This window comes from Micromonospora chalcea (assembly GCF_002926165.1).
Lineage (GTDB): Bacteria > Actinomycetota > Actinomycetes > Mycobacteriales > Micromonosporaceae > Micromonospora > Micromonospora chalcea.
Window position 1 is genome coordinate 14,527 of sequence record NZ_MAGP01000086.1, and the last position, 20,488, is coordinate 35,014.

At 73.7% G+C, this 20,488-nt stretch carries 20 protein-coding genes; 13 read left to right on the top strand and 7 right to left on the bottom strand.

All coding sequences use genetic code 11. From position 1 onward, the window contains the following. From BAW75_RS08650 to BAW75_RS08665, 4 genes are all read left to right on the top strand, one after another. Nucleotides 1-1,281 carry an ABC transporter permease gene (locus BAW75_RS08650; RefSeq protein ID WP_043326769.1) on the top strand — a complete coding sequence of 427 codons (1,281 nt, stop codon included), beginning with the start codon at nt 1-3 and terminating at the stop codon, nt 1,279-1,281. Between the two features lie 103 nt (nt 1,282-1,384). Next, the gene (locus BAW75_RS08655) at nt 1,385-2,086 is read left to right on the top strand and encodes a cytidine deaminase (protein WP_043330652.1); all 702 of its coding nucleotides are present in this window, start codon (nt 1,385-1,387) and stop codon (nt 2,084-2,086) included. A gap of 140 nt (nt 2,087-2,226) precedes the next feature. Continuing rightward, nucleotides 2,227-3,507: a thymidine phosphorylase gene (locus BAW75_RS08660; RefSeq protein ID WP_104113221.1), complete on the top strand. Its 1,281-nt coding sequence runs from the start codon at nt 2,227-2,229 to the stop codon at nt 3,505-3,507. 88 nt (nt 3,508-3,595) lie between these two features. After that, nucleotides 3,596-4,276, top strand: a complete 681-nt coding sequence (locus BAW75_RS08665; protein WP_043326765.1) for a DUF4272 domain-containing protein — start codon at nt 3,596-3,598, stop codon at nt 4,274-4,276. A 6-nt stretch (nt 4,277-4,282) separates the two neighbouring features. Here the strand turns inward: BAW75_RS08665 and BAW75_RS08670 are convergent, their stop codons facing one another. Both BAW75_RS08670 and BAW75_RS08675 read right to left on the bottom strand, forming a co-directional pair. Beyond that, a complete protein-coding gene (locus BAW75_RS08670; protein ID WP_104113222.1) occupies nt 4,283-5,134 on the bottom strand; it encodes a putative RNA methyltransferase in 852 nt (283 codons plus the stop codon). 3 nt (nt 5,135-5,137) lie between these two features. After that, nucleotides 5,138-5,623 carry a MarR family winged helix-turn-helix transcriptional regulator gene (locus BAW75_RS08675; protein ID WP_043326762.1) on the bottom strand — a complete coding sequence of 162 codons (486 nt, stop codon included), beginning with the start codon at nt 5,621-5,623 and terminating at the stop codon, nt 5,138-5,140. A gap of 57 nt (nt 5,624-5,680) precedes the next feature. Here BAW75_RS08675 and yczE point away from each other — a divergent pair, with 57 nt between their 5' ends. Genes yczE through BAW75_RS08695 form a run of 4 tightly spaced genes read left to right on the top strand, consistent with a single transcriptional unit; the run spans nt 5,681 to nt 8,402 of the window. Then, nucleotides 5,681-6,307: a membrane protein YczE gene (gene yczE, locus BAW75_RS08680; RefSeq protein WP_104113223.1), complete on the top strand. Its 627-nt coding sequence runs from the start codon at nt 5,681-5,683 to the stop codon at nt 6,305-6,307. Further along, on the top strand, nt 6,295-6,864 hold the full coding sequence (locus tag BAW75_RS08685) for an NADPH-dependent FMN reductase (RefSeq protein ID WP_043326759.1): 570 nt from the start codon (nt 6,295-6,297) through the stop codon (nt 6,862-6,864). The genes yczE and BAW75_RS08685 overlap by 13 nt, the downstream gene beginning before the upstream one ends. After that, entirely contained in the window at nt 6,861-7,274 is a 414-nt protein-coding gene (locus BAW75_RS08690; RefSeq protein WP_104113224.1) for a PPOX class F420-dependent oxidoreductase, read from the top strand. Before BAW75_RS08685 ends, BAW75_RS08690 begins: the two co-directional genes overlap by 4 nt. Before the next feature lie 51 nt (nt 7,275-7,325). Then, a complete protein-coding gene (locus BAW75_RS08695; protein WP_043326756.1) occupies nt 7,326-8,402 on the top strand; it encodes an adenosine deaminase in 1,077 nt (358 codons plus the stop codon). Here BAW75_RS08695 and BAW75_RS32800 read toward each other — a convergent pair whose 3' ends face one another. Further along, nucleotides 8,403-8,741 carry a hypothetical protein gene (locus BAW75_RS32800; protein WP_223201242.1) on the bottom strand — a complete coding sequence of 113 codons (339 nt, stop codon included), beginning with the start codon at nt 8,739-8,741 and terminating at the stop codon, nt 8,403-8,405. It lies immediately after the preceding gene. 459 nt (nt 8,742-9,200) lie between these two features. Here BAW75_RS32800 and BAW75_RS08705 point away from each other — a divergent pair, with 459 nt between their 5' ends. The 4 genes from BAW75_RS08705 to BAW75_RS08720 all read left to right on the top strand — a co-directional run bounded on the left by BAW75_RS08705 (nt 9,201) and on the right by BAW75_RS08720 (nt 14,337). Continuing rightward, the gene (locus tag BAW75_RS08705) at nt 9,201-12,866 is read left to right on the top strand and encodes a sensor histidine kinase (RefSeq protein WP_104113225.1); all 3,666 of its coding nucleotides are present in this window, start codon (nt 9,201-9,203) and stop codon (nt 12,864-12,866) included. Continuing rightward, nucleotides 12,863-13,267, top strand: coding sequence for a roadblock/LC7 domain-containing protein (locus BAW75_RS08710; protein WP_013283992.1), 405 nt, complete (start codon nt 12,863-12,865; stop codon nt 13,265-13,267). The genes BAW75_RS08705 and BAW75_RS08710 overlap by 4 nt, the downstream gene beginning before the upstream one ends. 100 nt (nt 13,268-13,367) lie before the next feature. Further along, nucleotides 13,368-13,742, top strand: coding sequence for a DUF742 domain-containing protein (locus tag BAW75_RS08715; RefSeq protein ID WP_073827018.1), 375 nt, complete (start codon nt 13,368-13,370; stop codon nt 13,740-13,742). 1 nt (nt 13,743) lies between these two features. Continuing rightward, the gene (locus tag BAW75_RS08720) at nt 13,744-14,337 is read left to right on the top strand and encodes a GTP-binding protein (RefSeq protein WP_030501201.1); all 594 of its coding nucleotides are present in this window, start codon (nt 13,744-13,746) and stop codon (nt 14,335-14,337) included. 120 nt (nt 14,338-14,457) lie between these two features. Here BAW75_RS08720 and BAW75_RS08725 read toward each other — a convergent pair whose 3' ends face one another. The 3 genes from BAW75_RS08725 to BAW75_RS08735 form a co-directional block, all read right to left on the bottom strand. After that, a complete protein-coding gene (locus tag BAW75_RS08725; RefSeq protein WP_104113226.1) occupies nt 14,458-15,678 on the bottom strand; it encodes an ABC transporter substrate-binding protein in 1,221 nt (406 codons plus the stop codon). 134 nt (nt 15,679-15,812) lie between these two features. Beyond that, a complete protein-coding gene (locus BAW75_RS08730; RefSeq protein ID WP_104113227.1) occupies nt 15,813-18,215 on the bottom strand; it encodes a transposase in 2,403 nt (800 codons plus the stop codon). Between the two features lie 40 nt (nt 18,216-18,255). Further along, entirely contained in the window at nt 18,256-19,248 is a 993-nt protein-coding gene (locus tag BAW75_RS08735; RefSeq protein ID WP_104113228.1) for a DNA primase, read from the bottom strand. 115 nt (nt 19,249-19,363) lie between these two features. Between BAW75_RS08735 and BAW75_RS08740 the strand changes: the two genes are divergently transcribed. Then, nucleotides 19,364-19,705 (top strand): PadR family transcriptional regulator, encoded by a 342-nt coding sequence (locus BAW75_RS08740; protein ID WP_043326746.1) that lies wholly within the window; start codon nt 19,364-19,366, stop codon nt 19,703-19,705. Nucleotides 19,706-19,753: 48 nt separating this feature from the next. On the opposite strand, the gene BAW75_RS08745 is transcribed toward BAW75_RS08740, so the two are convergent. Further along, nucleotides 19,754-20,437 carry a permease prefix domain 1-containing protein gene (locus tag BAW75_RS08745; RefSeq protein ID WP_043326744.1) on the bottom strand — a complete coding sequence of 228 codons (684 nt, stop codon included), beginning with the start codon at nt 20,435-20,437 and terminating at the stop codon, nt 19,754-19,756. Between the last annotated feature and the right edge of the window lie 51 nt (nt 20,438-20,488).

Here is a 20,488-nt window from a genome sequence, read left to right on the forward strand (position 1 = left end):
ATGTCCACCACCGCTGTCCCCGAGGTCGCCGTTACCGCGGTCGACGAGGGTTTCTGGACCCGTAACCGGAAGATCGGCGTGGTCCTGCTGGCGCTCGGCGTGCTCGCGGCGGTGCTGTTCGGCGCGCTCGCGACCGACCAGCACGCCCGGTTCACGCTCAGCGAGACCGAGGGCGGCGCCGCCCTGGAGATCAACGGTACGGTCGGCGCGATCCTGTTCGGGCTGATCACCGCCGCGGCCGGAGGCGCGCTGCTGGCCGGTGTGCCGAAGCGCTGGTTCGCGCTGCTGCTCGGCGCCGGGCTGGTCGCCTTCGTGCTGAGCTTCCTGTGCTGGCAGGTCTCCGCCGCGCCCGAGGGGCGCAACTTCATGCCGCTGGTGAACGTCGTCCGTGGCACGTTCATCCTGGCCCTGCCGCTGATCTTCGGCGCGCTCGCCGGTGTGCTCTGCGAGCGCTCCGGCGTGGTGAACGTGGCGATCGAGGGCCAGCTCCTGATGGGCGCGTTCTCCGGCGCGCTGTTCGGCAGCATGTCCGGCAGCGTCTGGGTCGGCCTGGTGGCCGCCGCCATCGGCGGCGCGTTCATCTCGTTCCTGCTGGCCGTGTTCTCCATCCGCTACCTGGTCGACCAGGTGGTCATGGGCATCGTGCTCAACCTGCTCGCGGTCGGCATCACCGGCTTCCTCTACGAGCGGCTGATGCAGACCGACGCGGCGAAGTACAACAGCGCGCCCCGGTTCGGCAACTGGGAGATCCCGCTGCTGTCCGACATCCCGCTGATCGGTCCGGCGCTGTTCCGGGGCAACATCTTCCTCTACCTCGGCCTGCTGCTGGTGCTGGTCATCCACCTGGCGCTGTTCCGTACCCGGTGGGGCCTGCGGACCCGCTCGGTCGGCGAGCACCCGACCGCCGCCGACACGCTGGGCGTGAAGGTGCTGCGGCTGCGCTACCGCAACGTGATCCTGGCCGGTCTGGTGGCCGGTGTCGGCGGCGCCTCGTACACGCTGGCGCTCTACTCGTTCACCAAGAACATGATCGGCGGTAAGGGCTTCATCGCCCTTGCCGCGCTGATCTTCGGCCGGTGGAGCCCGACCGGCGCGCTGCTCGCGGCGCTCTTCTTCGGCTTCGCCGACCAGCTCGCCACCTACCTGGGCGCGATCGGCAGCAGCATCCCGAGCCAGTTCCTGGCGATGCTGCCGTACCTGGCGACGATCCTGGCCGTGGCCGGGCTGGTCGGCAAGGTCCGGGCGCCGGCCGCCGACGGCAAGCCGTACATCAAGGGCTGACCGCCCGCCGCGACACCGTGCCCGGCGGGGCGACCCGCCGGGCATCGTCGTCTCCGGCCGTGCCACGACCGATCGGCGTGAATTGGGCAGAATGGGAGTCGTGATGGAGATCGACTGGGAGCGGCTGCGGGCCGCCGCCACCGAGGTCATGCGGCACGCCTACGTGCCGTACTCGAAGTTCCCGGTGGGCGCCGCCGCGCTCGTCGACGACGGCCGCGTCGTGGTCGGCTGCAACGTGGAGAACGCCGGATACGGCGTGACGCTCTGCGCCGAGTGCGGCGTGGTGTCGCAGCTGCACGCGACCGGCGGGGGCCGGATCGTGGCGCTGTCCTGCGTCGACGCCACCGGCGAGCCGCTGATGCCGTGCGGCAGGTGCCGGCAGTTGCTGTGGGAGCAGGGCGGGCCGGAGTGCCTGGTCGAGTCGAAGGGCGGGCCGCTGCGGATGGCCGAGCTGCTGCCGCACGCCTTCGACGTGGCCGACATCGAGGCGGTGACCGGCGAGCACCCGGTGCCGGTGGTGCCGGACCGGCTGGCCGCCTGGCGGGGCCGGGGCACCGTGTTCGTGCACCCGGACCTCTCGGCCGGGCAGCAGGTCTGGACGGCGTACTGGGAGCGGTCCTCCGGCGGCGCCGAGGACGCCGAGACCGGCGTGCTGGAGGAGGGCTCGACCTGGGACGACCCGGCGAGCGCGATCGAGTGGGGGTTGGCGCGTACGCCGCGCGTGGTGGTGGTGGACGCGTCCGGCACGGTCTTCTGGGCCGGCGAGGGGGAGCCTCCGTCGGAGATTCCGGTCCGCTGGGGTTGAGCTGGGGGAATCGGGCCGAGGGTGCCCGGCTCCGGGCGGTCAGGCTTGATCCCTCCGCCGGTCACCCTCGGCCCGATTCCTCGACGGTCACCGTTCGCGGGCGAGTGCGACCATGCGCGATTACTGATTGGATCTTGTAAGTGAGTGCTTTTGCGGCGGTTGACGTCATTCGGGCCAAGCGGGACGGGGGTGTGCTGAGCGAGGGGCAGATCGACTGGGTGGTCGACGCGTACACGAAGGGTCTGGTCGCCGACGAGCAGATGTCCGCGCTGGCCATGGCGATCCTGCTGCGCGGCATGACCGCGCCGGAGATCGCCCGGTGGACCGCCGCCATGATCGCCAGCGGCGAACGGCTCGACCTGTCGCCGGTGGCCCGCCCGACAGTGGACAAGCACTCCACCGGCGGTGTCGGCGACAAGATCACCCTGCCGCTGACCCCGCTGGTCGCCGCCTGCGGCGCGGCCGTCCCGCAACTGTCCGGCCGGGGCCTGGGCCACACCGGCGGCACGCTGGACAAGCTGGAGTCGATCCCGGGCTGGCGGGCGGCGCTCACGAACGACGAGTTCATCGCGCAGCTCCGCGACGTGGGCGCGGTGATCTGCGCGGCCGGCGACGGGCTCGCCCCGGCCGACCGCAAGCTGTACGCGCTGCGCGACGTCACCGGCACCGTCGAGGCGATCCCGCTGATCGCCAGCTCGATCATGAGCAAGAAGATCGCCGAGGGCACGGGCGCGCTGGTGCTCGACGTTAAGGTCGGCTCCGGCGCGTTCATGAAGAACGCCGACGACGCCCGCGAACTGGCCCGCACCATGGTCGAGCTGGGCGGCGCGCACGGCGTACGGACCGTCGCCCTGCTCACCGACATGTCCACGCCGCTCGGCCTGGCCGTCGGCAACGCGGTCGAGGTGACCGAGTCGGTGGAGGTGCTGGCCGGTGGCGGCCCGGCCGACGTGGTGGAGCTGACGCTGGCGCTGGCCCGGGAGATGCTCCACGCGGCCGGGCTGCCCGACGCCGACCCGGAGGCGGCGCTGCGCGACGGCCGGGCGATGGACGCCTGGCGGACGATGATCCGGGCGCAGGGCGGCGACCCGGACGCGCCGATGCCCACCGCGAACGAGGTCGAGGTGGTCACCGCGGCCGAGGACGGCTGGGTCGCAGAGCTGGACGCGTACGCGATCGGGGTGGCCGCCTGGCGGCTGGGCGCGGGCCGGGCCCGCAAGGAGGACCCGGTGAGCATCCCGTCCGGCGTGGTGCTGCACAAGCGACGGGGTGACCGGGTGCGTGTCGGCGACCCGTTGTTCGAGCTGCGCGCCGAGCACGCCGAGCGGATCCCGGCCGCGCTGGCCGAGGCGCGCGAGGCGGTGCGGATCGCGCCGGACGCGCCGGAGGCGACGCCGCTCGTCATCGAGCGGATCGGCTGAGGGCCATGGTGCCGGGCCGGTCGGAGTCGCTATCCTCCCAGGCCAGGGGGGACCGACCGGCGAGGACCCGAACAGACAGGGACTGACCGTGCGCGTATCCGCCCCCGACCCCCGGGCCGTCCGGGAGGCGAGCCTGGACGAGCTGTCCCGGCTGGGCCTGCCGCTGCCCCCGCCGCAGTTCCCGCTGGTCTGGGAGCCGGGCGACGAGATCGAGCTGCGTCCGACGCCGGAGGTCGAGGCCCGGATCGCGGTGCTGCACGTGATCCTGGCCCGCTGCTTCGGCATGCCCGCGCAGGCGGCGATGAGCTGGCTGCTGGAGTCGCACCTGGTCGACTCGGTGACGCCGCCGGAGTGGCAGTTCGTGATGGGCGGCCGGGGTGACCACAGGTCGTTCGTGCTGCACCACGACGCGCTGTTCTCGCTGGCCTGGGTGCTCGGGCTGGCCAAGGAGCTGGACCCGACGGTGCCGGTGGACGAGCGGCTGGTCGAGCGGATGCCGAACCTGGTGGCGGGGGAGACGTTCGCCCAGTGGCAGGCCCGGATCCTGGCCGCGCCGCAGCACCCCGGGGACGCCGCCGCGCTGCTCGACCTGCACTACTGCCTGGACTGGGCGTACCTGGAGACGGAGAAGGCCGGCGGCGCGCTGCCGGGCCTGGTGGACGCCAACGCGATCGGTCAGCGCCGGTGGGCGCTGGAGTGGGCGGTGGTGCTGCGCGGGCCGTACCACGACGAGCCGCCGGGCTGGGAAGAGGTCGACCTCTCCACCTGAGCCGGGTCAGCGCGGGCGGTGCACGCCGAGCCGGACCGAGAGCGTGACCGGGACCGGCTCGGGCAGCGCGGCGATGCGCGCGGCGAGCCGTTCCGGTTCGGCGTGCCAGGCGCTCGGTCCCATCCCGACGAGCGTGGTGACCTCGGCGCGGGTCAGCGCGAGGCGGGCCCGGTGCCCGGTCGCGGACTCCTCGGCGAAGTGGGCGCCGAGGCTGCCCGCGACCCGGTCGGCCTTGTCCGGGTCCACCCGCAGCAGGTCCAGCGCCTCGACCAGTTCGGCCAGGTGGTCGGCGGCCGGGGTGACGACGAGCAACGCGCCGCCGGGGTCGAGCACCCGGTGGAACTCCGGGCCGTTGCGCGGCGCGAACACGTTCAGCAGCACGGCCACCGACCGGTCGGCCAGCGGCAGGCGCTGCCAGGTGTCGGCGAGCGCGGCGGCGGCCCGCGGGTGGGCGCGGGCCGCGCGGCGCAGCGCCGGCTTGGAGACGTCCAGGGCCAGGCCGGCGGCCTCCGGCAGCGCCGCCAGCACCGCCGCGAGGTAATGCCCGGTCCCGGCGCCGGGCTCGACCACCAGCGGGTACGGGTCGACGCCCGCGACGCGTACCGCTGTGGTCGCGAGCGCGGCGGCGACGGCGTCGTAGTGGCCGGCGGCGAGGAAGTCGGCGCGGGCGGCGACCATCTCGGCGCTGTCCCCGGTGTGCGGGGAGCGGCCGGCGAGCAGGTTGACGTACCCCTGCCGGGCGGTGTCGAAGCTGTGCCCGCGGGGGCAGCGCAGGGCGCGGGTGGTGCCGGCGGTGGCGGCGGTCAGCGGTTCGGCGCAGACCGGGCAGCGCAGCCGGGCGAGGATGCGGTCGTCCACGCCTCAGTCCTTCGCTTCCGGGCGGCCGGTGGGGCGGCCGGTGAGGTGGTCGACCACCCGGTGGCTGAGCGTGCCGAGCGCGGCCAGCTCCGCCGGGGTGAGCAGGTCGATCAGGTGCCGGCGTACGGCGGCGACGTGCCCGGGCGCGGCGGCCTCGACGGCCTGGCGCCCGGCCGGGGTGAGCGTGACGACCGAGCCGCGGCCGTCGGTGGCGCACTCCTCCCGGGTGACCAGGCCACGCTGCTGCATCCGGGAGATGTGGTGGGACAGGCGGCTGCGGGACCAGAGCATGCGGTCGGCCAGCTCGCTGAGCCGCAGCCGCTGCTCCGGGGTCTCGGACAGGTCGCTCAGGACGTCGTAGTCCGGCTCGGAGAGGCCGGCGTCCTGCATCAGTTCCCGGGCCAGTTCCAGGTCGAGCAGGCGTCGCATGCGGCGGTAGCCGCGCCACGCGCGGTCCTCCTGCTCGTCCAGCCAACGCGGTTCGTCCACGGACCGATCCTACCGGTGTTGTTGACATGTCACCAAGTTGCGGTCTAGCTTGATGACATGTCAACCAAACTGCCGTCGCGGCTGGTGCGGCTGTTCGCCGGCCTGGCCCTGTTCGGCGTCAGCGTCGCGCTGATGGTCCGCGCCGACCTCGGGCTCGCGTCCTGGGACGTGCTGCACCAGGGGCTCGCCGAGCGCACCGGCCTGCCGATGGGCGTGCTGGTCAACGGCGTGGCGCTGCTGGTGCTGCTGCTGTGGATCCCGCTGCGGCAGCGCCCGGGCGTCGGCACCGTGGCGAACGTCGCGCTCGTCGGCCTGGCCCTCGACGCGACGCTGGCGCTCCTGCCGCCGGTCGCCCCGCTCGCCGGCCGGATCGGCCTGCTGGTCGCGGGCGTCCTGCTCAACGGCCTCGCCACCGCGCTCTACCTCGGCGCCCGCCTCGGCCCCGGCCCGCGGGACGGGCTGATGACCGGCCTGGCCGCCCGCGGCCTGCCGCTCGGCCCGGCCCGCACCGCGATCGAGGTGACGGTGCTGGCCGTCGGCTGGCTGCTCGGCGGCGTCGTCGGCCCCGGCACCCTGCTCTACGCGATCGGCATCGGGCCGATCGTCGCCTGGCTCGTTCCCCGGCTCACCGCGCCGGCCCCGGCCGCCGCCCCGACAGGAGTGACCTCACCATGCCCCGCCTGAACGTCGTCGTCGCCAGCACCCGCCCCGGCCGGGTCGGCCGTCGCATCGGTGACTGGTTCACCGCCGCCGCCGTCCGCCACGCCGGCTTCGACGAGGTGCGCCTGCTCGACCTGGCCGAGGTCGGGCTGCCCTTCCACGACGAGCCGCACCACCCGTCCGAGCGGAACTACGTGCACGAGCACACCCGCGCCTGGAGCGCCGAGATCGACGCCGGGGACGCCTTCGTGCTGGTGATGCCGGAGTACAACTACGGCTTCAGCGCGCCGCTGAAGAACGCGATCGACTACCTCTACCACGAGTGGCAGCACAAGCCGGTGGGCTTCGTCAGCTACGGCATGACCTCCGGGGGCCTGCGCGCGGTGCAGATGATCAAGCAGGTGGTGACCACGCTGAACATGACCCCGGTCAACGACCAGGTGGTCGTCTTCCTCCGGCAGGCGCTGGACGAGTCGGGCGAGCTGCGACCCGACCCCGGCCGTGAGGAGGCCGCCGCGCTCATGCTGGATCAGCTCGCCCGGCTGGCCGCCGCGCTCGCCCCGCTGCGGGTGACCGCATGAGCGCCCGGCTGTGGGAGCTGTTCGGCGAGCGCGGGCGCGGGGTGCTCGTCACCCTGCGCCGCGACGGCCGGCCCCAGCTGTCCAACCTCGACTACCTGGCCGAGCCCGGCCTGATCCGCTGCTCCACCACCGACGGCCGGGCGAAGGTGCGCAACCTGCGCCGCGATCCCCGGGCCAGCTTCCACGTGACCACCGCCGACGGCGGGGCGTACGCCGTGGCCGAGGGCACCGTGACGCTCACCCCGCCGGCCGCCGCCATCGACGACGCGACGGTCGACGAGCTGGTCGAGGTGTACCGGCGCATCCGCGGCGAGCACCCGGACTGGGCCGAGTACCGGGACGCCATGGTGGCCGACGGGCGGGTGGTCCTGCGGCTGGCGGTGGAGCGGGTGTACGGCTGGCGGCCCTGAACCGGCCCGGTCCACCGTCGCGCCCGTACCGGGGGTGACTAGGGTCGGAGCATGGTCGCAATCTCGTACGAGGACATCGTCAAGGTCCCGAAGGCGCTGCTGCACGATCACCTCGACGGCGGCCTGCGGCCCGCGACGATCGTCGAGCTGGCCGCCGAGGTCGGCCACGAACTGCCCACCACCGACCCGGCGGCGCTCGGCGTCTGGTTCACCGAGGCGGCGAACTCCGGCTCGCTGGAGCGCTACCTGGAGACGTTCGCGCACACGGTGGCGGTCATGCAGACCGCCGGCGCGTTGCGCCGGGTCGCCCGCGAGTGCGCGCTGGACCTGGCCGCCGACGGCGTGGTCTACGCCGAGGTGCGGTTCGCCCCGGAACAGCACCTGGAGCAGAACCTGACGCTGGACGAGGTGGTCGACGCGGTGGTCACCGGGTTCCGGGAGGGCAGCGCGCTGGCCGCCGAGGCGGGCACCCCGATCCGGATCGGCACGCTGCTCACCGCGATGCGGCACGCCGCCCGGTCGCAGGAGATCGCCGAGCTGGCCGTGCGGCACCGCGACACCGGGGTGGTCGGCTTCGACATCGCCGGCGCCGAGGCGGGCTTCCCGCCCACCCGGCACCTGGACGCGTTCGAGTACCTCCAGCGGGAGAACTTCCACTTCACCATCCACGCCGGTGAGGCGTTCGGCCTGCCGTCCATCTGGCAGGCGATCCAGTGGTGCGGCGCCGACCGGCTCGGCCACGGCGTACGCATCGTCGACGACATCACCCCCGGCAACCCGCCGGTGCTGGGCCGGCTGGCCGCGTACGTGCGGGACAAGCGCATCCCGCTGGAGCTGTGCCCGTCGTCGAACGTGCAGACCGGTGCCGCGGCCTCGATCGCCGACCACCCGATCGGGCTGCTGCGCGACCTGCGGTTCCGGGTGACTGTGAACACCGACAACCGGCTGATGAGCGGCACCTCGATGTCGCGGGAGATGGCGCTGCTGGTGGAGGCCTTCGGCTACGGCTGGAAGGAACTCCAGTGGTTCACCATCAACGCGATGAAGAGCGCGTTCATCCCGTTCGACGAGCGGCTGCGGATCATCGACGAGGTGATCAAGCCGGCGTACGCCGAGCTGATCGGCTGATCACGACTGGCGGGGGTGGCCGGAGAGCAGCGCGGCCACCCCGCGCAGCACCTGACCGGCCCGGGCCGCCTCGGCACCGAGCCCGGTCTGCCGGCGCAGCACGGCCGGCTCGGCACGCAGCAGCGCGACCCCGCGCCGGAGCAGCACCCGGGGCGCCTTGCGCTGCTCGGCGAGGTCCCGGGCGAGGCGGCGCAGGAACGTCGCGCCGCGTGGGCGGCGCAGCGCGTACGCGCCGGCGAGCACGCCCTGCCGGCGGCACTCGGCCACGATCTCGGCGGCGAAGATCCCCTCGGCGACAAAGATTGGCGATCCGTCGATGTCGAATGGCCGGGTGGCCACCCTGCGGTCCGCGCCGATCGCATAAACCGGCACTTCGGCCTTGCCCTCCCGAGCCAGTCGGGTGATTGTTTGCACCGCCATGTCCGCATCCCAGGACAGTGGGGACTCCCAATCCACCTGTCCGTTCCGACGCGGACACGTAGGGTCGTCGCCGTCCTTGTAGAAGTCGTCCAGGCAGAGCACCGGAAGTCCGGTTCGCTGCGCTATGTATGACTTTCCTGACCCGGAGGGGCCAGCGAGCAGGACAACGCGATGCGGGTGTTCCATTACCTTCAGTGACTCCGGCCAGACGGATAGCTATCAAATTGCATCAACATCTCATCACACCTCCGGTGAGGGACAACCTGGTCTTTCTCTTTGCGGGGCGGCGTGATGGAATCTCGGAGGTCCGACCCGCCGGGTCGGTCGCTCGGCGTTGCCCTCAGGTGACGTCGGGCGCGGTAATGCGAGGGCGGTGACGTGAGCAAACGGCCAACGACGGCGGGCTCCTTCCTGTCGCGGCTGCGCCGGCCGATGAGTCGGCTGCGCGACATGCCGATCTGGTCCAAGCTCGGTCTGATCATGATCGTGCCGACCATCGCCACGGTCGTGGTGGGCACCAGTGGTCTGGTCGACCACCTGGAGACGCTCAACAATGCCAACCGTGCGGGGGACCTGGCCAATCTGATCGGCTACTCGGGTGACCTGATCGACACGGTGCAGGACGAGCGGGTCGGCGCCGTGCTCTTCCTCGGCGCGAAGGAGTTCCAGACCCGGGCGCAGTACCAGGAGGGCTACAACCGGGCCAACCAGCGGGTGGACCAGGCGAAGTCGCCGTACCTGCGGCAGCGTGGCGAGATCGACGACCTGCCGCGCAACTTCGTCGGGCTGCTGGACGCGATCGACACCCAGCTGAAGGACCTCCCGGCGACGCGCAGCCAGGTGCTGAACGGCAAGCTCAAGATCAATGACGCCGACCTGACCTACCGGCAGCTGATCGAGGACCTGCTCGCGATCCGCGACTCCGCCACCCAGCTCGCCGGCGACAACGACCTGAGTGACCGGATGCGCGCGGCGGCCGCTGTCGCCCGGCAGAAGGAATTCCTGACCCAGCGCCGCGTGGTCGTCCACCAGGCGATCACCCAGAACCAGTACACCCCCGCGCTGCGCGAGCAGTTCATCGCCAGCGGCACCGGCCAGTCGCAGGCGTTCGCGACGTTCCAGGCGGTAGCCACCGACCCGGACAAGCTGTTCTACGACCAGACCGTCTCCGGGCCGGACCTGCGCCGGGCGGAGCTCTACACGAGTTTCATCTCGGGCAACAACAGCGGCTCGATGGAGAACGCCCAGTTCGGCGCGGACCAGTGGGACCAGGCCATGGTCGCCAACGCGAAGCTGATGCGGACGGTGGAGTCCCGCCTCGACGGCAACGTGGTCCGGCAGGCCGACGCGCTGCGCTCGGACACCCAGCGCCAGGTGTTCCTGGAGACCGGCCTGCTGCTCACCATGCTGCTGCTGGCCATCCTGTTCGCGTACCTGGTCGCCCGCTCGATGGCCCGCTCGCTGCGCGACCTGCGCCAGGGCGCCCTGGCGGTGGCCCAGTACGGGCTGCCGCAGGCCGTCGCCCGGCTGCGTGACCCGCAGGTGACCGGCCAGCTCACCCCGGTGCAGCTGGCCAACCAGATCGCCGAGCCGCTGCCGGTGCGCAGCAAGGACGAGTTCGGCCAGGTGACCGAGGCGTTCAACGCCGTCCACCTGGAGGCCGTCCGGACCGCCGCCGAGCAGGCCGCCCTGCGGGCGTCCGTCGCGACCATGTTCGTCAACCTGGCCCGCCGCTCGCAGATCCTGGTCGACCGGCTGATCGGCCACCTCGACCGGCTGGAGCGCGGCGAGGAGGACCCGGACCGGCTGGCCGAGCTGTTCCAGCTCGACCACCTCGCCACCCGGATGCGCCGCAACGACGAGAACCTGCTGGTGCTCGCCGGCGCGGACTCCACGCGTGTGCAGCGCGAGCCCGCCGCCCTGATCGACGTGCTCCGCGCCGCCCAGTCCGAGGTCGAGCACTACACCCGGATCGAGTTCGGGGTGATCGACCGGGACATCGAGGTCGCCGCCCACGCGGTGAACGACCTCGTGCACCTGGTCGCCGAGCTGTTCGACAACGCGACCGCGTTCTCCCCGCCCGACTCCCAGGTCATGGTGGAGGCCCGCCGGGTCGGCGACCGTGCCTCCCTCTACGTGGAGGACCGGGGCATCGGCATCAGCCCGGAGCAGCTCCGGGACCTCAACGAGCGGCTGGCCACGCCGCCGCAGGTGGACGTCGCGGTCTCCCGGATGATGGGTCTGGTCGTGGTGGCGCGGCTGGCCGCCCGCCACGGCGTCCGGGTCGAGCTGCGACCGGGCACCGACCGGGGCACCGTCGCCGACGTGACGCTGCCCACCACGGTCCTGGTGCCGCGTGCCCTGGCCGGCCGTGGTCCGGGCGCGCCGGCCCTGCCGCCCGCCGCCCCGCAGCGGAGCGGACCGACGCCCGCCTTCGGCGCCCTGGCCGCTTTCGGCAACAACAACCCGCAGAGCCTGCCGCCGGCCCCGCACCCGGGCGCCTCCGGCAACCAGGTCACGCTCGGCGGACGCGCCTTCGACCCGGCGCCGCGCAACGGCTCGGGCACCCCGGCGAACGCAGGTGGCGCTCGCGCCATGCCGGCCTGGTCCGACCTGACCGGCGCCAACCCGGGCGACGGGGACGGCGGGTTCGGCTCCCGGCCCTCGTCCGGCTCCGGATTCGAGCCGCTGCCCCAGCGGCGCAACCCGGCCGAGGGCGACCCGGGCACCAGCGGCCAGCAGCCGGCGATCCCGCGCCAGCTCCCGAGCAGCCCCGAGGCGCGGCCCTACAGCCCGCCGCCGGTCTCCGCGCCGCCGGTCCCGCCGGTGTCGGCGCCGCCGCTGCCGCCGGTCTCCGGCGCCCCGGCCGCCGGCAACCCGCTGCCGTACCGTCCGGTCTCGGCCGCCCCGGTCTCCGGCGACCCGTTCTCCGGCCGTCCGGTCTCCGCGGCGCCGGTCTCCGGCGACCCGTACACGGGCCGTCCGGTCTCCGCCACGCCGGTCTCCGGGCAGCCCACGTCGGCCGCGCCGGTCTCCGGCCAGCCGGCCGCCGGCTACCAGGTCTCCGCGCCGCCGGCGAACCAGCTGCCGGCGCGACCGGTGACGCCCGGGCCGGGCGTCGGTGCGCCGCCGGTCTGGCCGCCGGTCACTCCGGCCCCGGCCCCCGCGGCGCCGGAACGGCCCACCAGCGGCATGGACATGACCACCGAGCTGCCCCGGGTGCCGCGCACGGAGATGCCGGCCACCGCGCAGCCCGCGACCGGCCAGCCGTCGGCCGCCGGCCCGGCGACGAACCAGCCGGCTGCCACCCCGGCGACCAGCCGGCCGGCTGCCGCCCCGGCGGCGCGACCGGGCCCGGCAGCGCAGCAGCAGGGCAACCGCCAGCGGTACGCCGACGAGACGATGGAGCTGCCGATCTTCCGGGAGCTCGAGTCGGCGTGGTTCCGTACCCGCCGGCCCGGGCCCCACGAGGAGGCGGCGGCCCCGGCCCCGACGACGAACGGCGGCGACGCCACCCAGCAGTTCGCCAAGGTGGACACCGCCGGCCGGCCCGTGCCGCAGCCGACACCCGCAACGACAGGTAACGCACCGATGGCACACACTCCGACGGCCGGCGGAGCACCGCGTGACAACGGCGCGGCGAACGGGAACACCCGTCCCGCGTACGGCGGAGGGCTGCCCACCCGGCAGCCGACCGCGTCGCCGCAGTCCTCGCCCTGGCAGACCGCGGCCGACGACGGCTGGCGCGCCGCCTCGGCGGCCACCGAGGTGCCGGTCGCGGAGACCACCCAGAAGGGCCTGCCGAAGCGGAAGCCGATGGCCCAGCTCGTGCCCGGCAGCATCGACAAGCCTTCTGCCTCGGTGCAGCGGCGGACGCCGGAGGGCGTCCGGGGCCTGCTGTCGGCCTACCATCGGGGCGTGCAGCGCGGGCGTAACACCGACAGCAACACGACCGGCCCGGAGGGCACTCCGGGCGGGCAGCAGTCCTCGCAGTCTGGCTCAGGCCCGGTGGCCGGGAGCGGGCAGAAGGAGCAACAAGGATGACTACTACGCAGGATCTCGGATGGCTGCTCGCCAACTTCGCCGACCGGGTGCCCGGTGTGGCGCACGCGGTCGCGGTCTCGGCCGACGGCCTGCTTCTCGCCTCGTCCCGTGACCTTCCGCGGGACCGCGCCGACCAGCTCGCCGCGATCGCGTCCGGTCTGGTCAGCCTGACCCAGGGCGCGGCCCGCTGCTTCGAGGGCGGAGCGGTGTTGCAGACAGTCGTCGAGATGGACAACGGATTCCTGTTCCTGATGTCCATCTCCGACGGTTCGTCGTTCGCGGTGCTGGCGGCGCGGAGCTGCGACGTGGGTCAGGTCGGGTACGAGATGGCCCTGCTCGTGGACCGGGTGGGCGATGCCCTGACGCCGCAGCCGCGCACGGCTGTGGGGATGATGGGCTGAATGACGCGCTGGCCGGTGGGTCAGGTGCGGGAACAACAACGACAGCGACGGATGTCACCGGGGCGAGCCGGTGTCGGGTACGAGGGAGGTGAGCGGCGACATGGATCGTGACGAGCCGACCGGCGCATTGGTCCGGCCGTACGCCGTCACCCGTGGTCGTACCCGTCCCCGGCTCGACATCGCCCTGGAGGCGCTCGTCGAGACGACGGTGCGCGGCCGAGCGGTTGCCACTGGCAATGGTGGCCACGGTCGTGAACACCAGTACATCGCCGCGTTGTGTGACGGACGTGTGCAGTCGCTCGCCGAAATCGCGGCGCGGATGCAGCTTCCGCTCGGCGTGGCCCGGGTGCTCATCGCCGACATGGCGACGGACGGCCTGGTCGCGGTCCACGAGCCGACCATTTTGGACGACTCCGACGACGCGGTGGGCACTGAACTGCTGGAGAGGGTGCTGAGTGGACTTCGCAGGCTCTGACATGTCGCACCGGCCGCCGGCCCCGAGCGGCCGAGTGACGTCGGCGAAGATCGTTATCGCCGGTGGGTTCGGCGTCGGCAAGACGACGCTGGTCGGCTCGGTCTCCGAGATCACGCCGCTGACCACCGAGGCGATCATGACCTCCGCCGGTGTCGGCGTCGACGACACCCGGCAGGTGCCGGGCAAGACGACGACCACGGTGGCGATGGACTTCGGTCGTATCTCGATCGACCGGGATCTGATCCTGTACCTGTTCGGTACGCCGGGTCAGACGCGGTTCTGGTTCATGTGGGACGAGTTGGTCCGGGGTGCGATCGGCGCTGTGGTGCTGGTCGACACCCGGCGGCTCGCCGACTGCTTCGCCGCCATCGACTTCTTCGAGCACCGGCGGCTGCCGTACCTGGTGGCCATCAACTGCTTCGACGGCATGCAGTACCACGATCCGCAGGACGTCCGGGACGCGCTGGCGATCTCCCGCGACGTGCCGGTGGTGCCGTGCGACGCCCGTAACCGGGAGTCCACGAAGCACGTGCTGATCTCGCTGGTCGAGTACGTGCTCACCATGCGGCGCTCGCGGGCCGTCGCACCCGCCTGACCGACGCGCGGAAGCGCCCGGCGGCCTGAGGCCACCGGGCGCTTCTTGCCGTCCGGGGACGGACACGGTACGCGGTCGCCCGGTGACCTCCAGGAAGGACTCGCCGGGCGGCGCTCCGGGTCAGCCGAGACGCGTCCAGCCGCCCCGGTAGACCTGGTAGACGGCGAGCGAGTCGGGTTCCATGCCACCGTGCCGCGCGGCGGTGAACGCGTACCCGCCCGCGATGCCCTGGACCGCCTGCGCCTGGAGCAGCGCCCGCAGGCGGCCCCGGTCCAGGCTCGTCGCCATCCGCGCCGACCACGCGAGGAGCTGGAGGGCGTCCGAGGCGTACGGGGCGAAGCCGGGGCTGCCGCCGTGCCGCTGGGTGTAGCGGGTGGCGAAGTCCCGCCGGGCCAGCTGCGCCGTGGTGGTGGCGGTCACCGCGGAGATGTCCAGGCAAGCCGGGTGCACGGCGTATGCGCCCTCCACGGCGGCGGCGTTGGCCCCCTGCACGGTGTCGTCGGCGACCGCGCCGGCGTCGAAGAAGATCGGGCCGCGGTGCCCGGCGGCGCGCAGCTCCCGTGCCGCGGCACCGGAGTCCGGCGCGGTGGCCCAGACGACAACGCCGTCCCGCTCGCCACCAGCGACGCGCTCGGCGGCGGCACGGAAGCGCCGGCCGGTCGCCGGCAGGCGTACCGTGCGGGCCAGGTCGGTGCTGCTGTCCGCGAGCGCCTCCCGCATCGCCCGCACACCCGAGTCGCCGTGCAGCCCGTCGGCGGCGAGCAGGGACACCTTCCGGACCTTCATGGACTCGAACAGCTCCACCAGGCGGCGTGCCATGTCCACGGCGTCCGGCGTGAGCTTGTAGGTGAACGTGCGCTCGTCGAGCGGCAGCACGATGCGGTCACCGTAACCGAGCGAGAGGAACGGCGTCTTGACCTGCTGGGCGGCCGTCGCCAGGGCGACGGAGGTCTCGCCGAGCACGCCGCCGATCAGGGCCTGCGCGCCGGCCCGGGTCAGCTCGGCGGCATGCCGGGCGGCGACCTGCGGGTTGCTGCCGTTGTCCAGGATCTGGAGCCGGACCGACCGGACCAGGTTCCCGACCGGGATGCCGGTGCGGTTGAGCGAGTCGGCGGTGAGCTGCAGGGCCTGCCGCTGGGCGACGCCGAGCACCGACCCCGCGCCGGTGAGCTCCAGGCTCGCCCCGACGATCAGATCCTGGTCGCTCGGCGCGCTGCTGGACGGGCCGTCCTCCGGCCGCTGGCCCTGCGGCGCGCAGCCTGCCAGCAGCACGCTCCCGGCCGCGGCGGCGAGGACGCCCCGCCGGGTGAGCACAGTGGAGTCGAACGCCGGTGTCGCCATTGGAATCGCCTTCCCACCCCGGCGAACAGGCGCCGCCGCTGGTCCGCCGGGTATGTTCCCGGCCGGTCCAGCCCAGCGTCAAATCGCCCAGGTGTGGGATGAAACACCCCACTCGTGGGCCTGGCGGACTCTGATCAGGAGCGGTAACCGGCCGAGCGGTACTCGTACTCCCGGTCGTCCTCGCGGTCCCCGGTGTCGCGGGTGAAGTCCCAGCCGCCGGCCGCCTCACGGCCCGGACGGCCGCCCACGGCGAAGCCGCCGATCTCCTGGCCACGCCGCCAGCCCCGGAAGTATCCGGTGGTGTTCTCGGCCAGGCTCGCCGCGTTCCGGACGATCCGCAGGGGACGCTCCTCGCGCAGCGGGGAGCCCGGCACCAGGTTGGCCTGCGGCACCCGCTTCGGCAGGCCGGCCTTGGTCTCCGCGCCGACGGACGGGCGGGCGGCCTGTTCGGCCGCCTGCCAGCCGGTGTCAGCGGTGCTGGACCACTCCAGGTCGGCCTCGTCCCCGTGCCCGACGAACCAGGCGGACTTGGCCTGCGCGAAGATCAGCAGGTCACCGTCGCCGTCGTCGGAGACCGGCGGCGGGCGGTGCTCCTTCGGCGCCGGACGCCGCTCGGGCGGGGCGGGAAGTGAGGCGCGGGCCGGGTCGCCCTGGTCGACGAGGCGCAACGGCGGCGTGTCCAGCCCGGGATCGGCCTGCCGGCTCATCTCGTCGCGCAGCGCCCGGTCGGCCAGCGGCGGAGGCTCCACCAGCCGCAGCATCGGCGGCTCCTGCGGAAGGTCGTCGGCGAGCCACGGCGGCGTGACCCGGCCCGGGTCGCTCGGCGCGTCCACGCCCCGTCCGTACGGGTAGGTGGTGCCCTCCCGTTCCCGGGCGGCGTCGTCCTCGTTGTTCACGAGCGGCCAGTTCGCCCGGGAACCCGGCGGCGCCGCCTCCGGCGCCGGTGGGCGCGGAGCCGGCACCGGGATGCTCAGGTCGGTGGCGCTGAACCCGCCGGTCGGCGGCTCCTGGTGCGGATTGGTCTTCGGGCGGGGCGGAATGACGGTGCGCTGCCGCTCCGCCCGCGCCTTGTTGATCGCCGCGGTGGTCAGCGTCGGCCGGAACGTCTCGCCGGCCTCGGCCGGCGGCACGGCGCCGCGCGGCGACGGGGCGATCGGGGTGATGCCGGGCGGCGGCGGAGGCGGCGCCGAGACGGGCCGGTTGGTGGGTCCGTCCACCCGCGACGGCAGCGGCGCGCCGGTCGGCTCGGGCCGGGACGGCGGCGCGGAGGCCGGACGGCCCAGCGAGGCAGCCGGAGCCACGGGAGTCACCGGGGCCGGAGCGACCGGCGGAGGCGTGACCGGGGCGGGAGCGACGGGTGGCGGGGCGAGCGGCCGGGGCGTCGTCGTGGCGGCCGGGCCGGAGACCGGCTCGGGCCGGCCGCGGCGCCCGCCGGGAATCGGCTCCGGGCGGCTGCGCCGTCCGGCCGGCTCGGGTGCGCCGGCCGGCTCGGGACGACCACGGTGTGCCGGCTCGGCGGCCGGCTCCGGCTGGACCGGCCGCACCGCGCGCAGGTCGGTGGCCGGGGCCAGCTCGTCGACCTGCTCACCGCGTCGGGCGGCGGCCCGGCGGCCGGTGGCGGGCGCGGGAGCGGTGCGTTCGGCGAGCGCGCCCACGAGCGCGTCGCATCCGGCGTCACAGGTCCGGACCGAGGCGACCGCCTGCCGTACCGTCTCGGCGACGGCGGCGGTGAGCGTCCGGTTGACGGTGGCCCGCCGGGGTGTCTCGGAGATGGCGACCCGCAGCGCGGTCACCGCGTCGGAGATGTCGCCCGCGTCCGCCAGACCCTCGGCGGCCAGCTGCGCGACCACCGCGTCGGCGGTCAGCCCGCCGTCGCGGCCACGGGCCGCGGAACCGGTGAGCATCCCCGGCTCGGGCAGCGCGTCGAGAACCGCGAGGGCGACCCGGTCCGCCGGGTCCGGATACGCGCGCAGCGCGGCCGGGTAGAGCTCGCGGAGCACCTCGCGCAGCGTCACCGCGGCCGAGTGCCGGCCGCTCGCCAGCGCCGCGTGCGCGGCCAGGACCTGCGTGTATCCGGCTAGCTCACGCGGCGCCGGGAGGGTCACCGCGGAGAGCGCGCCGGCCTGCAGCGCGCGGACCAGCGCGACCGCGCGGCGCTCGGCGGGCGGGGACTGCATCTCCTCCAGGGAGTCGTCGTCGGCGAAGCGCTCGGCGAAGTCGTCGACCGAGTCGTCGTCGGCGATCGCCAGCGGACGGCCGGCGGCGCTCAGCAGCGAGGTGACGATGTGGTCGTCGCTGTCCGCGGCGATGGCCGCGCCGCTCGGACCGCCGGACCGCTCCACCAGCAGCGCGACCAACTGGGCGTACCCGGCGGCCTCGTCGGCGATCTCACAGACGTGCAGCAGACGGCCTGCGTCGTCGACCACAGCGGACGTCAGCGTCGTTCCGGCCGAAGCCGTTCGGTCGGCCGGATCTGCCGAGGCCAGACCGCAGTACACGCGCACGAGCGCCACGGCGTCGTCCTCCTCCCGGGACACAGGTCTTGCTCTGCCAGAGACTGATGCTCCCCGCTCCGGGTCAGTCGCGCCAGTCCACAACCGCAGAGATCTTGCCGACAATGGTGCGCCAACCCAAACTTGCGGTTTGTGCCCCGATTTTCTTCAGCCGGCGCCGACCCAGGAAACCACCGATTCCGCCGTTGACGGAAGCCCGCAGCGCCTCGTCCAGATCGTCCAGGCTCGAGCCGGCGGAGAGCATGTCCAGCACGGCTGGTAGCCGCAGCGCGTACGCCAGGTCACGGGCGATCTCACCAGCTTCGATGAGTAGCTCGTGGTCCCATGCGTCGTGGCCGCCGCGCAGGTTCTCCACCACCAGGTCGAGTTCGTAGGTGTCCTCGTCCAGCGGGGCGATGTCGGCCGGTTCCAGCCGTTCGGACAATTCATTCCAGCTGTCCAGTTGGGACAGGTCGTTGGGCGCGCCGGAACGGATGAAAGAGACCAATGACTCCGGGGTCTTGAACAGCAGGAGCCGGCCCTTGTGGGTGAGGAAGGCCGGCACCTCCTCGTCGCCCGCGGCGTCCTCGTCCTCGTCGTCGTCCTCTTCGTCCTCGGACTCGGCCTTGTCCTCGGTCGCGTCGTCGTCCGCCTCGCCCTTGCGGCGCCCCTTGGCGGCCTTCTCGGCCTTGTCGTCGTCGTCCTCGTCGTCCTCCTCGGCGGAGAGGGCGGCGAACTCCTCGTCGAGGATCACCACCTCCTCGTCGTCCTCGGTCTCGACGACCTGGCGACGGGCCAGGAAGGGGTCGTCCTGGTCGCGCTCGGCGACATCGGTCGGGGTCAGCTCGCGCGCCGGCCGGTACGCCCGCAGCGTGAAGCCGGTGCCGGCGGGCAGCGCGATCTCCACCGGGTCGATCCGCACCTCGTCCCAGAGCGCGCGGTCCGCCGGCGGGCGGTCCGCCTCGACCTCGTCGGCTGCGGCGGGCGCGTCGGTGTCGTCGAGCTCGGGCTCGTCGGCGTCGGGCCGTTGGGGCGACTGGCGGGCCACGCTGACCTCCGTGTGCGTTCGGTTGCCCACCCGGCGGCGTCGCGCCGCCGAGTGACTCTGCGCACATACCCTAGTGGGCGAACCGTTGCGGCCGGGAGCCGCACCCCTTGGCGTTCCGGAGGATCGACAAGTAGCGTTGCTACGCATGAAGGCGCAGGCGCTGCACGGACACCTCGACGCGCTGCTGCTCGCCGTGCTGGAACAGGGCCCGCGACACGGCTACGCGATCATCGAGGCGTTGCGTGCCCGCAGCGGCGGGACGCTGGATCTGCCCACCGGCACCATCTATCCGGCGCTGCGCCGGCTGGAGCGGGCCGGGCTGGTGGCGAGCACGTGGAGCACAGTCAACGGCCGGGAACGCCGCACCTATGAACTGACCGAGGCCGGTGGCCGGGCGCTGGTGGGGGAGCGGGCCGGCTGGCGCGAGTTCAGCGCCACCGTCGGCCGGTTCCTCGGGGCGGACGAGCCGCCCACGGCCCCGGCCTGAACCCCGCCGGCCGGACCGGTGGGCCGGCCGCTCGGGCGGCCGATCGGCTCAGCCGGCCAACCGCCGCTCGGCGAGCACCCAGCAGCGGGCGGCCCGGACCAGTGCGAACCAGGCCGCGGACACCACCGTCGCCCCGATGATCATCGGGGGCCAGGTGAGCGCGGCGTCCCACAGCCCGACCGACCAGCCGAACAGCGCGCCGCCGGCGGTCACGCCGAGCGCCAGGGCGCCGGTCAGACCGAAACCGATCAGTCGGGCCGGACGGACGAGCCGGGGCGACCCCCACCGGGCGGTGAGCGGGCCGACGAGCAACGCGGCCAGCGCCAGCGCGGCGATCACGCCCCAGATGACGTTCAGCCCGGCGGAGAGCAGCAGGTAGCTCGCCGGCGGCGGGGGACCGCCGCTCCAGCTCGACCCCTGCCAGGTCAGGTCACCGGCGGCGATCAGCACCACCGAGATCAGGAGCGTGCGCAGCGCCAGCCCGCGCAGCGCGCCGGTGGCCAGCTCGGCCTGGAACTCCGGCACGAGCTGCCGGTCACTGCCGAACTCGGCGACCGCCCGCCGCTCCGCCTCCGCGCGCGGCAGGCCCTCCTCCCGGTACGCCTCGACGGCGTCCTCCAGCGCGTGCCGCGTCTCGGTCAGCAGGTCGGCCTTGAGCCTGTCCGGCCCGTACAACCGTCCGGACAGCTCGCGCAGCCGGCGGTCGACCACCGCCTCGTCATGGACCCGCATGCGCACAAGCCTGCCATCGGGGGACGGGCTACCGCGTCAGGGAAAACCCCG

What these genes read in the sequence shown, in the direction of transcription:
- BAW75_RS08650 (WP_043326769.1), top strand. Translation starts at nt 1, where the DNA reads ATGTCCACCACCGCTGTCCCCGAGGTCGCCGTTACCGCGGTCGACGAG.
- BAW75_RS08655 (WP_043330652.1), top strand. Translation starts at nt 1,385, where the DNA reads ATGGAGATCGACTGGGAGCGGCTGCGGGCCGCCGCCACCGAGGTCATG.
- yczE (WP_104113223.1), top strand. Translation starts at nt 5,681, where the DNA reads ATGTCAACCAAACTGCCGTCGCGGCTGGTGCGGCTGTTCGCCGGCCTG.
- BAW75_RS08685 (WP_043326759.1), top strand. Translation starts at nt 6,295, where the DNA reads ATGCCCCGCCTGAACGTCGTCGTCGCCAGCACCCGCCCCGGCCGGGTC.
- BAW75_RS08690 (WP_104113224.1), top strand. Translation starts at nt 6,861, where the DNA reads ATGAGCGCCCGGCTGTGGGAGCTGTTCGGCGAGCGCGGGCGCGGGGTG.
- BAW75_RS08695 (WP_043326756.1), top strand. Translation starts at nt 7,326, where the DNA reads ATGGTCGCAATCTCGTACGAGGACATCGTCAAGGTCCCGAAGGCGCTG.
- BAW75_RS08710 (WP_013283992.1), top strand. Translation starts at nt 12,863, where the DNA reads ATGACTACTACGCAGGATCTCGGATGGCTGCTCGCCAACTTCGCCGAC.
- BAW75_RS08715 (WP_073827018.1), top strand. Translation starts at nt 13,368, where the DNA reads ATGGATCGTGACGAGCCGACCGGCGCATTGGTCCGGCCGTACGCCGTC.
- BAW75_RS08720 (WP_030501201.1), top strand. Translation starts at nt 13,744, where the DNA reads ATGTCGCACCGGCCGCCGGCCCCGAGCGGCCGAGTGACGTCGGCGAAG.
- BAW75_RS08725 (WP_104113226.1), bottom strand. Translation starts at nt 15,678, where the DNA reads ATGGCGACACCGGCGTTCGACTCCACTGTGCTCACCCGGCGGGGCGTC.
- BAW75_RS08740 (WP_043326746.1), top strand. Translation starts at nt 19,364, where the DNA reads ATGAAGGCGCAGGCGCTGCACGGACACCTCGACGCGCTGCTGCTCGCC.
- BAW75_RS08745 (WP_043326744.1), bottom strand. Translation starts at nt 20,437, where the DNA reads ATGCGGGTCCATGACGAGGCGGTGGTCGACCGCCGGCTGCGCGAGCTG.